Here is a 15,901-nt window from a genome sequence, read left to right on the forward strand (position 1 = left end):
TGAAGATTATTGGCGAAGCTGGAAGCCGGAGATATCGAGCCGCGCAGGTTCGCGAGCTACGGAGGAGTTGGGTAAAGCCGCCGTCTGAGCGGTCGTGTCGATCCCATCGGCAGGTTCACCGGCCGCAGCAAGCGCTTCTGGCGTCGGCTTGCTGACGAAGGTAACAGGCGAGCCGCCCATCCACGCTTCGGTGCGGACGACCCTTTTCTGACCATCGATATCACGCACGACCACGGATTGGGTGCCAGGCTCCAGCGTCGGCACGGTATATTCCTTTTCCGTGACTGGCGGCTTGAGCGGAGGGCACTCGGTGCAGCTCTTGTCGATAATGCTGCCCCTGCCGCCGATCATCGTGCCGTCGATCGGCTGGATCGATGAGGCCATGGTGGAGCCGCCGGCCAGTACGCACGCCACGGTCACAAAGAAGCAACGCATCACCAAGAACTCCGCCTTGAGCAATTCCAGGAAAAGTGCGCAGCGGTTTTCCGTCCGGAATTGGGTAGAAACAAAGGGATAGAGCATTTTCGCGTTTCGAAGAAAAGCGAAATGGCTCTATAGTGACGAAGACATTAGTGTAGCTTTATTTCGATCCCGTCAGGAGATTAGGTAAAAATTTAATGGATTTGCGATTGCAGAGCCGCAGCGATGTTTACTTTTCGCGCTCCACTGCTCGCCATCCGATATCATTCCGATAGAAGCCATTATCCCATTTCACCTTGCCCGCCAGGGCATAGGCCCGTTCTTTTGCTTCGCCCACTGTTTTACCCGTTGCCGTGATATTCAGCACCCGGCCACCGGTTGCAACCAGCGCTCCGTCCTTCAGGGCTGTGCCGGCATGGAACACCTTCTCGCCTTCGCCGCCTATCGGCAACGCTGTGATCGGCGTGTTCTTGGCATAGGAACCGGGATAGCCCTTCGAGGCCATGACGACGGTCAGCGCCGGGTCGTCGCTCCATTCGGCCGTCACCTGATCCAGCGTGCCGTTGGCGCAGGCAAGGAGCAGCGGCAGCAGATCGCTCTTCAGCCGCATCATCAGCACCTGGCATTCGGGGTCGCCGAAGCGGACATTGTATTCGATCAGTTCCGGCCCCTTCGCCGTAATCATCAAGCCCGCAAAGAAGACGCCGCTGAAAGGATGGCCGCTTTCCGCCATACCACGCATCGTCGGCTCGATGATTTCCTTCATGGCGCGCTCGACCATGTCTGGCGTCATCACGGGAGCAGGGGAATACGCGCCCATGCCGCCAGTGTTCGGGCCGGTATCGCCATCGCCAACGCGCTTATGGTCCTGGGCGGTCGCCAGCGCCAGCGCGTGCTTGCCGTCGCAAAGGCAGAAGAAGCTTGCCTCCTCACCATCGAGATAGGCCTCGATCACGACTTCCGCTCCGGCTTCGCCGAAGGCGCCCTCGAAGCAATCGTCGATCGCGGCTAGCGCCTCGTCGATGGTCATGGCGACGGTGACGCCTTTGCCCGCTGCAAGCCCATCCGCCTTTACGACGATCGGCGCGCCTTGCGCGCGAACATAGGCTTTCGCCTTCGGTGCATTGTTGAACCGCTGATAGGCACCTGTCGGAATATCGTAGCGGGCGCAGATATCCTTGGTGAAACCCTTGGATCCTTCGAGCTGGGCTGCTGCTGCGGAAGGTCCGAAGACGGCGATGCCGGCCGCACGCAGCGCATCGGCAATGCCGGCGACTAAGGGCGCTTCCGGGCCGACCACGACGAAGTTGATGGCCTTCTCCTTGCAGAAGGTGACAACGGCATCGTGATTGTCGATATCGAGCGCCGCGAGCGTTGCATGCTCGGCAATGCCGGGATTGCCCGGCGCGGCATAGAGTTCCGTCATGAGAGGCGATTGCGCCAGCTTCCAGGCCAATGCGTGCTCGCGTCCGCCCGATCCGATCAACAGAACTCTCATGGCTTGCCCTTTCGTTGCGTCCTTTTGCGCGGTTAAGGGGGGATGAGCCAAAGGTCAAGCGGCAAATCCTGTGGAGGCAGGGCCGGCAACATTGCCATGCCTTTTTATCCCGCTAAAGCGGAAACGGCTTTCGCCCTCCGCCGGGATTAGCGCTTTGCGTGGCGAAAACCGCTTCTTATGTCCGCGGGATCATGCTTATGGTCCCATCACGCTTGTTCAGTTCAGAGAGACACATGGCCGCTGATATTCGTTCCCTTGCCGCAACCATCGCCGCCGAGATCAAGGCCCGCCCGGATCAGGCCACGGCCGCCATCGAGCTTTTGGACGAAGGCGCAACGGTGCCCTTCATCGCGCGCTATCGCAAGGAAGTGACCGGCGGCCTCGACGATACGCAGCTTCGCACGCTGTCGGAACGTCTCGTCTATCTGCGCGAACTGGAAGCACGTCGCGCCGCCATCATCGAATCCATCGCCGGCCAGGGCAAGATGACCGACGAGTTGATGGGCAAGATCGCCACGGTCGCAACCAAGTCCGAGTTGGAAGACCTTTATCTGCCCTACAAGCCGAAGCGCCGCACGCGCGCCGAGATTGCGAGAGAGCGCGGCCTCGGCCCCCTGGCCGACACGATCCTTGCGGATCGTTCCAAGGAGCCCACGGTCCTCGCCGAAAGCTTCATTACAGCCGATGTGCCTGACGTAAAGACGGCGCTGGAAGGCGCGCGCGATATCATCGCCGAAGGCATTGCTGAAAATGCCGATCTGCTCGGTAAGCTGCGCAATTATATGAAGACCCATGCCACGCTGAAGGCCACCGTTGTCGATGGCAAGCAGGAGGCAGGCGCCAAGTTCTCCGACTATTTCGCCCATCAGGAGCGCTGGGCGACGGCGCCCGGTCATCGCGCGCTCGCCATGCTGCGCGGCTGGAACGAAGAGGTGCTGACGCTGACCATCGAGGTTGATACGGATGCCGTCTCTCCCAACAAGCCGGTCGAGCGCATGATCACTTCGGCCTACGACATCGGCGCAAGCCGGCCCGGCGATCGCTGGCTGACGGAGGTCGCAAGCTGGACCTGGCGCGTCAAGCTTTCGATGTCGCTGTCGCTCGACCTGATGCGCGAACTGCGCGAACGTGCCGAAGAAGAAGCGATCCACGTCTTCGCCCGCAATTTGAAGGATCTGCTGCTGGCGGCTCCCGCCGGCTCGCGCGCCACCATGGGCCTAGACCCGGGCATCCGCACGGGCGTCAAGGTCGCCGTGGTCGACGGTACGGGCAAGCTCCTGGAGACGACGACAGTCTATCCTTTCCCACCGAAGAACGACGTGCGCGGTACGCAGGCGACGCTGGCGGCACTGATCCGCAAGCATAAGGTCGAGCTGATCGCCATCGGCAACGGCACCGGCAGCCGCGAGACTGAAAAGCTGGTGGCCGACATGCTGGCCGAACTACCGGCACCGAAGCCGACCAAGGTTATTGTTTCGGAGGCCGGCGCATCGGTCTATTCCGCCTCGGAAACGGCTGCGCTCGAATTTCCCGATCTCGACGTTTCGCTGCGCGGCGCTGTCTCCATCGCCCGCCGCCTGCAGGATCCGCTGGCCGAGTTGGTGAAGATCGAGCCGAAGTCGATCGGCGTCGGCCAGTACCAGCACGATGTCGACCAGCAGAAGCTGTCCCGTTCGCTGGACGCCGTGGTCGAAGATGCGGTGAATGCGGTGGGCGTCGATCTCAACACGGCCTCGGCGCCGCTGCTTGCCCGCGTCTCCGGCCTCGGGCCGTCGATCGCCGATGCTATCGTTAGGCATCGCGACGGCGAGGGGCCGTTCGAGACGCGGCGCGATCTCCTGAAAGTCGCCCGTCTCGGCCAGCGCACCTTTGAGCAATGCGCCGGCTTCCTGCGCATCCCGAATGGCAAGGAGCCGCTCGACGCTTCCTCGGTGCACCCGGAGGCCTATGGTGTGGCTAAGAAGATCGTCGCTGCCTGCGGCCGTGATCTCCGCACGCTGATGGGCGATACGGCAACGCTGAAGGCCATCGATCCCCGGCAGTTCATCGATGACAAATTCGGCCTGCCGACCGTGCGTGACATCATCGCCGAATTGGAAAAACCGGGCCGCGACCCGCGCCCGAGCTTCAAGACCGCAACCTTCGCCGACGGTGTCAACGAGATCAGCGACCTCAAGCCGGGAATGCTGCTGGAGGGAACCGTGACCAATGTCGCGGCCTTCGGCGCCTTCGTCGATATAGGCGTCCATCAGGACGGTTTGGTGCATGTCTCGCAGCTGGCGGACCGTTTCGTCAAGGACCCGCATGAGGTCGTGAAGGCCGGCGATGTCGTCAAGGTCAGGGTCGTGGAAGTCGACGCGAAACGCAAGCGAATCGGCCTCTCCATGCGCAAAGATGGCAGCACTGTGGCAGCCCCGTCCGGACGGGATACACGCGAGCAGAGTGGTGCGCGCAACGCTGGCGTTAAGGGAAATACCCGTCCGAAGGCCGAGCAGCAAGGTAGTTTTGGCGCCGCCTTGGCCGATGCACTCAAACGAAAATAAGGACTTAGCGGAACTTCGTGCAAGAATGTCACACTCTGGCAGAGTTGTTGCCAGAGTGCCAATGACTATGGAAAGGTGAGCTTGCCACAATGCTGGGAGGCGTTAAAGTTTGCCTTAATGTCATGTCATAACATTCGAGGCGTCCATGGCGTCGACCCTTTTTCCTCTCGTCCAGAAAATCATCCGTAAAGGTTCACTCAGGCTTACGCTCGCATCCGGCGAGACCCATGTGGTCGGCGACGGAACCGGAGAGACGGTAGCCGTCCGGTTTGCCGATCAGCAGGCTGAAGATGCCGTTGCCCGCGATCCGACGCTCAAGCTCGGCGAAATGTATATGGAAGGCCGCTTCATCCTGGAGCAGGGCGACATTTACGAATTCCTGTCGCTGGTGAAGCAGAATACCACCAATGAGGTCTTCGATTTCCGCATGGCGGCGCTGCTGATCGGCCGCATCGCCTGGCAGCAGATCAAGAGCCGCTCGCCGATCAACCGCAACAAGCACAATGTTGCGCATCATTACGATCTCTCAGCGAAACTCTTCGACCTCTTCCTCGATGAGGACTGGCAATATTCCTGCGCCTATTTCAATCCGCCTGGCATCAGCCTGGATGAAGCGCAGGTCGCCAAGAAACGGCACATCGCTGCCAAGCTGCTGGTCGAGCCCGGCCAGAAGGTATTGGAGATCGGCTCCGGCTGGGGCGGTATGGCCATGTATCTTGCCGAGGCCTATCCGGGCCTCGACGTGACCGGTATTACGCTCAGCGAAGAACAGCTCAAGGTATCGCGTGAGCGGGCGGCCAAGCGCGGCCTCTCCGATCGCGTCCGCTTCGAGCTGCAGGATTATCGCTACATGACCGGCAAGAAGTTCGACCGTATCGTCTCGGTCGGCATGTTCGAGCATGTCGGCATCGGCGATTACGGCAAGTTCTTCCGCAAGGTTTCGGAGCTGCTTGATGATAATGGCGTCATGCTGCTGCACTCCATTGCCCGCCCGAAGCCGAGCTTTGCCACCAACGCCTTTATCGAAAAATACATTTTCCCCGGCGGCTACATTCCGTCGATCGGCGAGACCACGCCGCCGCTGGAAAAGGCTGGCTTACTCACGCGTGATGTCGAGACCCTGCCGATGCACTATGCCTATACGCTGAGGCACTGGCGCAACCGCTTCGTGGCGCGCAAGGCCGATGCCGTCGCGCTCTACGACGAAAAATTCTTCCGTATGTGGGAGTTCTATCTGGCCGGCTCCGAAATGGGCTTCCGCTGGGATGAGCTCTTCATCATGCAGCTCCAGATCACCAAGAATCAGTTCGCCGTCCCCGACAACCGCAATTACATCGCGGAACGCGAGGCGAAGCTGAAGGGATTCGAGGCAGGGCGCGCACCTTTGGAGAAGGTGACGTTCTGAGCCCCTGTCATCGTGCCGTTTGATGGGGCCGGACCGCGGAAAGCCACGGTCCGGCCTTTTCTATTCATGCCTGCAGGTCGTCAAAGTTGCTATCTGCCGACATGGACGGTGAAGGTGCCGTCTTGCACCGTACCATCCGTATTCAGTCCCGCAAGGCGCAGGGTGAATTGGTCGGTGCCCGAGAAAGCGGGATTCGGCGTGTAGTAGACGATATTGCCCTGGACCGTCTTGCCCGAGCACAGATAGGCATTGCTGTCTTTCGGGAACTTTGCCGCGACCGGGCCGTGCTCGACGTCAACCTTGCCGTGGGCAGGCTGCTTGATGACGCCCGTATAGGGGAATCCCGCAAAGGTGCAGTCCTGTTTCACGAGCGAAGTACTCGTAATCTTCGTCTTCTTGCCGGGGGCGGCACTTCCCGAAAAATGGCTTTGTTTCGCCCCGCCGATGGGAGTGCCGACACAGCCGGAAAGCGCCACGCCGGCAGCCAGCATCAGACCTAAGGAGATCAGGGATATGTTCTTCATTCGTTTCTCATCTTTTGAAATTGGGGGCTATGAGATGGCGGGCACCTGGCAATCGCGACCATTACCCACGATTGAGCATCTATACAGAAATTAAATCAGCACGATAGGCCGGTGCATGTCGGATGGCATCCGGTTAGAGCAACCTGAATTTGATGTTCTGACCTGGATTCGGCGTCTTGTGGTTAAGGGAGCGGTAACGCGATCCGCATAATTTGAGGCAACTCTCGGGTCCTCCGGCCCTTTGTATTGCGTATCATGGAGTTTCGTTGTGTTTGCAAAGTTAAGGTTCCTTTTCATTGGCGGCCTCTCCGCTATCGCCTATGCCGGCGCTGCTGAGGCGGGCGACGGCCAGCATTTGTGGTCGGGTGACTGGTACCTAAGCGTCGGTGCGGCCGGTTTCTCCGCACCGAAATTCGAAGGCGGCAAGCACAACAAGCTGCAATGGTCGCCGTTGGTATCCATCGGCCGGCAGGGTCCTGGCCCTCGCTTTTCCTCGCGCAACGACAATCCCTCCTTCGCCCTGATCGAAAGCGATGCATTCCGCGTCGGCATCGTCGGCAAGTTCGTGCCGAGCCGCGACAGCAGCGATGGGCACGAGCTGAGGGGATTGAAGAAGGTCAAGTGGGGTGTGGAAGCTGGCGGCTTTGCCGAGGCCTATCCCACGGATTGGTTGCGTGCCCGCGTCGAAGTTCGCCAGGGCATTCGCGCCCATAGCGGCGTCGTCGCCGATGCCGCGGTGGATGCCTTTACCGACATCACGCCGGAGCTTCGCGCCTCGGCCGGTCCACGCATGACGCTCGCCAGCAGCGACTATTTCGACACCTATTACGGCGTCAATGCGCGCGAATCGGCTGCCTCCGGCCTCAGCGGCTACAAGCCCGGCGGCGGCGTCAAATCGGTCGGTTTCGGCGGCGCACTGACCTGGAAGGCCTCGCAGAACTGGACCACCAGCACCTTCCTCGAATATACCCGGCTCACAGGCCCGGCTGCCGACAGCAGCCTCGTGCGCGAGCGCGGCGACCGTAACCAGCTGCTGATCGGGGTTTCCGCCAGCTACAAGTTCAATTTCACGATGAACTGAGCAACGGGCGAGGTCATGTCTCGTTATGGCCTCGCCGCTTGACCTCGGGTGCCGGATATCACTACTACTCGCCTATGCAAAACACAGGCGACATCAACGGGCGCGTCGCTGACGCGCCATCCGGCAACTGGGTCTACCGCGTTCTGCCCCCGACGCTTTGGCCATACGCCCAGCTTGCACGCTGGGACAGGCCGATCGGCTGGCAGCTCCTGATGTGGCCATGCTTCTGGTCCGTCGCGCTTGCGGCCAATACCTCCGTCGCCCTGGGACATGGCTCCCCCGGCTTCGTGGTGATCTACCATCTCTTCCTCTATTTCATCGGCGCCGTCGCGATGCGCGGTGCCGGCTGTACCTACAACGATCTGGTCGACCACGAGATCGACATGTCCGTGGCGCGTACCCGCTCGCGCCCGCTGCCCTCGGGCCGCGTGACGCGCCTTCAGGCCAAAGTGTTCATCGCATTGCAGGCACTAGTCGGCTTGCTGGTGCTGCTGCAGTTCAATTGGTTTGCCGTCGTGCTCGGTGTCCTGTCGCTCGGCATCGTTGCGCTCTATCCCTTTGCAAAGCGCTTTACCGACTGGCCGCAATTCTTCCTCGGCCTTGCCTTTTCCTGGGGCGCCCTGATGGGCTGGGCGGGTCTCTTCGGCAGCCTGTCGCTTGCCCCGATCGTGCTCTATCTCGCCGCCATCCTCTGGACCATCGGTTACGATACGATCTACGCGCATCAGGACAAGGAGGATGATGAGCTGATCGGTGTGCGCTCGACCGCCCGGCTTTTCGGCGATCAGACGCGCCTCTGGCTGGTCGGACTCTATGGGGCGACGCTGCTTTTGATGCTGCTATCCTTTGCGCTCGCAGGTACAAGCTGGCTGGCATATCTCGGCCTGGCCGTCGCTGGCGGCATGTTCGCCTATCAGATCGCCGTGCTCGATATCAACGACGGCGCACAATGCCTGGCCCTCTTCAAATCAAACAATCGGGTGGGGCTGATCATCTTCGCCGGTCTTTTCCTGTCGTTCCTGTTTCTTGCTCCCTGAAGGAAGGGATGTGCCGCATCAGGTTCCAGAGGAGGGCGTCATGGCATGCGAAATCCGTCTGGCCTCAGAGGCGGACACCGAGGCGATCAGCGGCGTAATCCTGACCGCACTTCACGAGAGCAACGCACGGGACTATTCTCCCGATATCATCGCGCGCGTTGCCGAAAGCTTTAGTCCCGCTGGCGTGCGCAAGCTCATGAGCAGCAGAACGGTCTTCGTGGCGGTCGAAGATGGAAGCATTGTCGGCACCGCGAGCCTTGACCGTGCCGTCGTGCGCACGGTGTTCGTCTCTCCCTCCGCGCAGCGACGTGGCATTGGCGCCTACCTGATGGCGGTAATCGAACGGGCGGCGAGGGCAGGTGGCAATACTACCCTGTCCGTCCCCTCGTCGATTACCGCGCAGGGCTTTTACGAAAAGCTCGGCTTCCATGCTGTCGGCGAGAGTTTCCATGGCGATGAACGAACGATCATCATGGAGCGCTCGCTGATACCATAAGATTTCGGCCGCGGAATCGGTTTCCCACGGCCGGTTTCTGGCGATATTCGGTTTCAAGCCTTATCGGCTTAATGTCTGGCGATGATCTCGCGACCCTGGATTTTCATCTTGATGCCGAGCTTGCCGGTCGTGCGGCGCACGAGAAAGCGTGGGCGGCGATTTGCGAAATAGGAATGGCGGCGACGCGGCTGGCTGTCCTGCGAGCGGACGCCGCCGAGATGTTCTTCCAGCGGACGGGCCACGCCGTCGGCTTCGATCATCAGCATCGGAATACGGAAGGCTTCCGACCAGGAGCGCCAGTCGGCGGCGATGTCGCTCAAATCGTGGGCCACGAGAAGAGGGATGCAGAGATCCGGATCGGAGTGATGCAGTTCCAGCGTGACGGTGACTTCGCCGTCGCCGTGATCTATGGCGCGGGCGGCTACACCCTGGAATGCACGCTTGGGCAAGGCAACGGACAGCGGCAGGCCGCTGGACGGCAGGATCTTGCGCAGCACTGCGCCGCGCTCGTCGATCGTAATGGTGACATCACCTTCGGCACCTCGCATGGCGTAGCTGACCTGTTGCGGGAAGCGCGCCGGATCAAGCCGCAGTGTGGTTCCAGCCCAGTCGGGCTTCAGGACGGTATTAGTCATCGATTTTCTACCCTTGCTTTACCTGAGAGCCGGTTGTTCCGGTCTTCTCCCGGAGAACTTCTGTCCTCTCGTTGTTGGGCAGATTAGGCGCCGTCCCTTCCAGACAGCTTAAAAATCGAGGTTAAGAAAACTTTGCGTCCTCAAATGGTTAGCAAACTCGAATGCATCAGGGTTTCCATAAGGTGAACACAGGGCAGGGTGGTGCGTCAGTATAGTGCACGCATAAGGTGAGTGCGTGTAAGTCTCAGGTAAGGTTTGTATGAAATAATGTCAGCCAGATTCGCCCCCTTTATTAGAGATTTATTGGGATTCTGCTGATGATTTCCACTTATCTTGGTTATACGATCGCAACCAGAGATATGGCGACCTCACTCAACCAGGTGGCGCAGCAGTCGCAAAGCAAGCGTTTGATCGACTATTACAACGCCAATATCGGCAAAGTAACTGACGTCGACAGCTTTCTGAATGACTATCAATTATACAGTTACGCAATGGAAGCCTACGGGCTTTCCGACATGACCTATGCCAAGGCCTTTATGAAACAGGTCCTGACCAGCGACCTCAGCGACTCCAGCAGTTTCGCCAATAAGCTCACCGATCCGCGCTACAAAGAATTCGCTGCGGCGTTCAATTTCGGCACGAGCGCGACGGGTACGACGAATACGGCACAAACCAGCACGCAGGAAGACGACCTCATCGGGCTTTACCAACAGTCCTTTACGAATGAGGAAACGTCGGCGGCGACCGAAACGACCTATTACAGCCAGAATATCAGCTCGGTTAAGACGGTTGATGACCTGCTCGGTAATATCCGCCTGCGTAATTATGTGCTGCAGGCCTACGGTATCGACCCGACCTATGTGTCGAATTCGGCTCTGAAGCAGATGCTGACGAGCGATCTCAGCGATCCGAACAGCTACGTCAACCAGAATGGCGGCACTGCCGACAAGGCTCTGGTGGCGGAATTCAATTTCAATGCCGATGGCACGGTCAAGACATCAACGCCGGACGGCGACACGGCTTATTACGAGGCCAATATCGGCAGCGTCACCTCGGTCGATCAGCTGACGTCCAATCCGCAGCTGTTTCAGTACGTCAAGACGGCATTCAATATCCCATCCTATATCACGGCGGATCAGTTCAATGCTTCGGCCAAGGATGCCAGCACCGCAAGTTCGAACGGGTTGACCGGTGTCATGGCGGAATTCAACTTCCAGAGCGACGGCACCGTCGCATCCGGTTCACAAGCACAGACATCTGACCAGATAAGCGCGACCACGGCAGGCTATACCGCGAACTATCCCGGAGGACCGCAGACGCTCAGCCAGCAGGCCGATGTGATGAGTGCCTACAATTCCACCGTGCCCTCGTTCACGACGAGCGTCGGCGCAACCGACAACGATCTCTATTACAAGAATCATATCGGCTCCATCACGTCGGTCGACCAGCTGACGTCGGACACGCGCCTTTTCGATTACATCAAGACGGCTTACGGCATCGATCCGACGACGCCGGCCGTCGTCTTCAAGAACGCCTTCGGCGATTCGACGACCGCCGCCATCTTCGGTCTGACCGACGTCGTCTCCCAATTCAATTTCCAGTCGGACGGGACGCTTGCTTCCGGTCAGACCGCGCAATCTCAGTCTGAGATTGACGCGGCCTCCAAGGCCTATATGAGCAACTATCAGTCATCGCAATCGACCCTGACCACGGATGCGGTCAACAACTACAAGAACCGCATCGCCAGCGTGAAGACCATCAAGGATTTCTTTGCGAGCAATACGTCCGACAGCAGTGCCGCCAACGACAGCGCGCCGGAACTTTACCAGATGGCGCTGCGTGCCTATGGCATCGGCGAGAACGAAGTCACGAAGTCTCAGCTGACGAAGATTCTCGAAAGCGATCCTTACGATCCGAAGAGCTATGTCAACTCGCTCAAGGACTCTCGTTTTACCGCGCTTGCCAAGGCCTTCAATTTCGACAGCAAAGGCAATCTGAAGGCGCCGGTGCAGTCTTTGTCGCAAACGCAGATCAACAGCTATATCTCGGAATATTCCAGCCGCACCACGGCGGGGCTGTCGGGCGCGGAACTGACCAAAGCCACCAGCGATGCCAAAACCGCAGGGACCTATTTCGCCACCAATATCGTCAAGGTGACCAGCGTCACGGATCTCCTGGCCGACAGCAAGCTTACGAATTTCATCCTGACGGCCAATGGCATCGATCCGAAGACGGTCGATACGGCGACGCTGAAGAAGGCTTTCGCCTCCGATCCGTCCGATTCGAAGAGCTTCATCAACACGACCGATGGCGCCAAGTTCAAGAGCATCGTCGAGGCGTTCAATTTCGGCACCGACGGCAAGCTGACCGACAGCAAGCTCGGCACCGCGCAAAACCAGGGCGCCCTTGCGGCGACCAATGATCTCTTTCTGCATCAAACGCTGGAAGATCAGCAAGGCGAGACCAATCCCGGCGTGCGTCTTGCGCTCTACTTCCAGCGCAAGGCGCCCGATATCAACTCGATCTATGACATCATGGGCGATTCGGCGCTTTATGAGGTCATCACCACCACCTACAACCTGCCAAGCTCGATCTCCAATATGGATGTCGATACCCAGGCCAGCATGCTGAGCAAGTTCGTCAATGTGAGTGATCTGCAGGACCCGGATAAGGTCAATCAGCTGCTACAGCGATTCTCCGCGATGTATGACATGGAGAACAATACGACCTCCTCGACATCGCCGGCGCTATCGATTCTCACGGGCTCGTCGTCGAGCTCCGGCATCAGCGCCGATACGCTGCTTTCCATCGCGCAGCTGTCCTCGTCGCGGTAGCAGGTCCCCACAAAAAATCTAACCTGTCTCCCTGTTGCGCTTCCGCGCGGCATGGGCTTGCCATGCCCTTGTTTTCGCAGGGTTTCCGAGCATATTCGGACGTGTTTTTCAGGTGTGGAATGGCAGCTTTCCACAACGGCAGGAAGGAACTTATTAACCATCCTTGCCCTATTCGATTTGAGAAGCCAACGGCAATATCAATGACTGGGTTGCAGGTCTCATGCGTCTTTCCCGAACGACACTTTCCAATGCCTCGCAAGGCGTCCAGCCGGAGGGGGATCTCGACCCGGAGCAGGCGGCCGAAGAGACCCGCCGGGCCGAGCAGATCGCTGCTCGCCGCGCGTTTCTGGAAGAGAAGATTCGCAATGCCCGCGAAGCCAAGCGCAAGGCGGAAGAGCAGCGCCAGGCCGAGGAAAAGCGCCTTGCCGACGAGGTGAGGAAGCGCACCGCCGCTGCGCCACCGCCCGTTGTAGAGGCGTTGCAGGCCGCTGCGGTTACGAGCGAACAGGAAATGCCGGTTCTGCCGCAGGGGATCTCTGCGGAAGATCTCGCGTCACCCGGTTGGCAGAATGCCTTCCTGATGGGGCCGAACGTGCGCTTTACCCGCACGCGCGAAAACGAAATCATCAGCCGCCGTCCGCCTGCCGAGCCGAAGCCCGAGATCCGGCCGCAGGCTTCCGCGCATGCCGCGATGCGGGTGATGGAGCCGCCTGTTGTGGCCGAAGCACCCGCGGCACCTGCTGCAGCCATTGTCGTCCCGCCCGTGCGGCAGGACGAGTTCCATCTGCCACCGCTCGAAGACATGCCGCTGGTGGTGGAAGGCTATATTCCGACAGTAATTCAGAATTCCCCGGCAACCGAGCCGGACGCATTGGAGATGACCGTTATCGCTACCGCATTCTCGAAAGCTCCCGCGATCGCGCTGGATGCTTCCCCTGTACAGTCAAGTGTTCCTGAGTCCTTAGCCGCGCCTGTGGTCGAGTCGCGTCTTGCCCATCTTTCCGATTTTGCCTTCTGGGATGCGATGCCATTCGATGGCGAATTTGTCTCTGCCCTTAAGGGTGAGCCGAAGCAGCCGGCGGCATCCAAGCCGGAAGTCGATGCCGAATCGATCATCGCGAAGTTCCGCGTCGTCGAGTGCCGCCGCCCGGCAGCGGCCATCGAGCCGCAGCCCGTTGCCGTGCAGCCTTCGGCAGTAGAGGTCGCAGTACCAGTCGAAACCATTTCCAGCCAACCGGCGGCAGATCTGAGCAACCCCGCCCTGGACGAGCTCGCAGCGCTGGAGGCGGCCGTTCTGGCTCCGACCATCGAAGGTGTGGCGGTCGCTGAGGAAGCGCCCCAGCCGGAGCCTGTCCTTGAGGCCTCCGCCGAGACATTCGTACCGCCTGCCTTTGTCACCGCTGTTTATGGCGCTGAAACCGCTCCGGCTGTCGAAACTCGCCCCGCTCCGGTCATGGTCGTGGCGCCGATGCCGGCAAAGGTCGCCGCTCCGGCAGCCGTTGGACCAGTTGCCAAGGCTATATCCACCATTCCCGCCGTTGAGGCCGCTGCTCAGCGTTTGATCGACGCGCCGCCTTCGCCGATCTCGCCGCGCCGTCCCGTCTCCCTGACGCCGCCCGAATGGCGCCCGATCGCCCGCACCGCCGATGGAGAATACGAGCTGCCGCCGCGCGAGCTGCTGCAGGAGCCCGTCGCCCGTTCCGGCGTGATCATGACGCAGGAAACGCTGGAGCAGAATGCCGGCCTCTTGGAAAGCGTGCTCGAGGACTTTGGCGTCAAGGGCGAGATCATTCATGTCCGTCCAGGCCCTGTCGTCACCCTTTATGAATTCGAGCCGGCGCCAGGCGTCAAATCCTCGCGCGTCATCAACCTTGCGGACGATATCGCCCGTTCGATGTCGGCGCTCTCGGCACGCGTCGCCGTCGTCCCGGGCCGCAACGTCATTGGCATCGAACTGCCGAACGTCAACCGCGAGACGGTCTATTTCCGCGAGATGATCGATTCGCCCGATTTCGAGAAGAGCGGCTACAAGCTGGCGCTTGGCCTCGGCAAGACGATCGGCGGCGAGCCCGTGATTGCCGAACTCGCCAAGATGCCGCATCTGCTCGTCGCCGGCACCACCGGTTCGGGCAAGTCCGTCGCCATCAACACGATGATCCTGTCGCTGCTCTATCGCATGACGCCGGAACAGTGCCGTCTGATCATGGTCGATCCGAAGATGCTGGAACTCTCCGTCTATGACGGCATTCCGCACCTGCTGACCCCCGTCGTCACCGATCCCAAGAAGGCCGTCATGGCGCTGAAATGGGCAGTGCGCGAAATGGAGGATCGCTATAAGAAGATGTCGCGCCTCGGCGTGCGCAATATCGACGGCTACAACAGCCGCGTTGCCTCCGCCAAGGAAAAGGGTGAGACGATCCACGTCATGGTCCAGACTGGCTTCGACAAGGGCACGGGTGCCCCGATCGAGGAGCAACAGGAAATGGACCTGACGCCGATGCCCTATATCGTCGTCATCGTCGACGAAATGGCCGACCTCATGATGGTCGCCGGCAAGGAGATCGAAGGTGCGATCCAGCGCCTGGCGCAGATGGCGCGCGCCGCCGGCATCCACCTGATCATGGCGACGCAGCGTCCCTCGGTCGACGTCATCACCGGCACGATCAAGGCAAACTTCCCGACCCGCATCTCCTTCCAGGTGACGTCGAAGATCGACAGCCGCACCATTCTCGGCGAGCAGGGGGCCGAACAGCTCCTCGGCCAGGGCGACATGCTGCATATGGCCGGCGGCGGCCGCATCTCCCGCGTGCACGGCCCCTTCGTTTCGGATGAGGAAGTCGAGAAGGTCGTGGCGCACCTAAAACTACAGGGCCGTCCGGAATATCTCGACACGGTCACCGCCGACGAGGATGAGGAAGACGAGGAAGAAGACACAGCCGTCTTCGACAAGGGCGCGATTGCCTCGGAAGACGGCGACGATCTCTACGAACAGGCGATCAAGGTGGTCATGCGCGACAAGAAGTGCTCGACCTCCTACATCCAGCGCCGCCTCGGCATTGGATACAATCGCGCCGCCTCGCTGGTCGAGCGCATGGAAAAGGACGGTCTCGTCGGTCCCGCCAACCACGTCGGTAAGCGCGAGATCATCTCGGGCAACCGCAATGGCGGCGGCAATTCGGGCAATGAGGATTTCGATTGATATAGTTGGGGGATGACGCTTGCCGCGGAGAGTGCGCCACCCCCCTCTGTCACTGTCGTGACATCTCCCCCACAAGGGGGAGATTGGTAACCCGCAGCACTTTGTCGCCGCAAACGAACCTCCCGCCTGCAGAAACCAGAGCACGATGATCTGGCAAAGCGGTGCGACATACTCCCAACAATCTCCCTCCTTGTGGGGGAGATGTCACGTAAGTGACAGAGGGGGTATC

General features: G+C 60.0%; 11 protein-coding genes. 7 read left to right on the forward strand and 4 right to left on the reverse strand.

The annotated features are described in order from the left end of the window. Positions 1–6: 6 nt before the first annotated feature. Positions 7–435 (reverse strand): plant virulence effector HPE1-like domain-containing protein, encoded by a 429-nt coding sequence (locus I8E17_RS02320; RefSeq protein ID WP_069613865.1) that lies wholly within the window; start codon positions 433–435, stop codon positions 7–9. A 214-nt stretch (positions 436–649) separates the two neighbouring features. Then, a complete protein-coding gene (gene purD / locus I8E17_RS02325; RefSeq protein ID WP_069613702.1) occupies positions 650–1,918 on the reverse strand; it encodes a phosphoribosylamine--glycine ligase in 1,269 nt (422 codons plus the stop codon). Positions 1,919–2,151: 233 nt separating this feature from the next. On the opposite strand from purD, the gene I8E17_RS02330 reads away from it, so the two are divergent. Together I8E17_RS02330 and I8E17_RS02335 are read left to right on the forward strand one after the other, a co-directional pair. Further along, positions 2,152–4,461: a Tex family protein gene (locus tag I8E17_RS02330; RefSeq protein WP_069613703.1), complete on the forward strand. Its 2,310-nt coding sequence runs from the start codon at positions 2,152–2,154 to the stop codon at positions 4,459–4,461. Positions 4,462–4,606: 145 nt separating this feature from the next. Then, on the forward strand, positions 4,607–5,866 hold the full coding sequence (locus tag I8E17_RS02335; RefSeq protein WP_069613704.1) for a cyclopropane-fatty-acyl-phospholipid synthase family protein: 1,260 nt from the start codon (positions 4,607–4,609) through the stop codon (positions 5,864–5,866). An 89-nt stretch (positions 5,867–5,955) separates the two neighbouring features. Here I8E17_RS02335 and I8E17_RS02340 read toward each other — a convergent pair whose 3' ends face one another. Then, positions 5,956–6,390, reverse strand: a complete 435-nt coding sequence (locus I8E17_RS02340; protein ID WP_069613705.1) for a hypothetical protein — start codon at positions 6,388–6,390, stop codon at positions 5,956–5,958. A 268-nt stretch (positions 6,391–6,658) separates the two neighbouring features. Between I8E17_RS02340 and I8E17_RS02345 the strand changes: the two genes are divergently transcribed. From I8E17_RS02345 to I8E17_RS02355, 3 genes are all read left to right on the forward strand, one after another. Continuing rightward, positions 6,659–7,471, forward strand: a complete 813-nt coding sequence (locus tag I8E17_RS02345; protein WP_069613706.1) for a MipA/OmpV family protein — start codon at positions 6,659–6,661, stop codon at positions 7,469–7,471. Between the two features lie 74 nt (positions 7,472–7,545). After that, a complete protein-coding gene (ubiA, locus tag I8E17_RS02350; protein ID WP_069613707.1) occupies positions 7,546–8,508 on the forward strand; it encodes a 4-hydroxybenzoate octaprenyltransferase in 963 nt (320 codons plus the stop codon). A 40-nt stretch (positions 8,509–8,548) separates the two neighbouring features. After that, complete coding sequence (locus I8E17_RS02355) at positions 8,549–9,004, forward strand: GNAT family N-acetyltransferase (RefSeq protein ID WP_069613708.1); 456 nt, start codon at positions 8,549–8,551, stop codon at positions 9,002–9,004. A 68-nt stretch (positions 9,005–9,072) separates the two neighbouring features. On the opposite strand, the gene I8E17_RS02360 is transcribed toward I8E17_RS02355, so the two are convergent. Further along, positions 9,073–9,639, reverse strand: coding sequence for a DUF6101 family protein (locus tag I8E17_RS02360; protein WP_069613709.1), 567 nt, complete (start codon positions 9,637–9,639; stop codon positions 9,073–9,075). Positions 9,640–9,956: 317 nt separating this feature from the next. Here I8E17_RS02360 and I8E17_RS02365 point away from each other — a divergent pair, with 317 nt between their 5' ends. Together I8E17_RS02365 and I8E17_RS02370 are read left to right on the forward strand one after the other, a co-directional pair. Next, positions 9,957–12,473, forward strand: coding sequence for a DUF1217 domain-containing protein (locus I8E17_RS02365; protein ID WP_069613710.1), 2,517 nt, complete (start codon positions 9,957–9,959; stop codon positions 12,471–12,473). A 220-nt stretch (positions 12,474–12,693) separates the two neighbouring features. Then, entirely contained in the window at positions 12,694–15,672 is a 2,979-nt protein-coding gene (locus I8E17_RS02370; protein ID WP_069613711.1) for a DNA translocase FtsK, read from the forward strand. The last annotated feature ends 229 nt before the right edge of the window (positions 15,673–15,901 follow it).

The organism is Rhizobium sp. AB2/73, from assembly GCF_020871915.1.
Lineage (GTDB): Bacteria > Pseudomonadota > Alphaproteobacteria > Rhizobiales > Rhizobiaceae > Rhizobium > Rhizobium dioscoreae.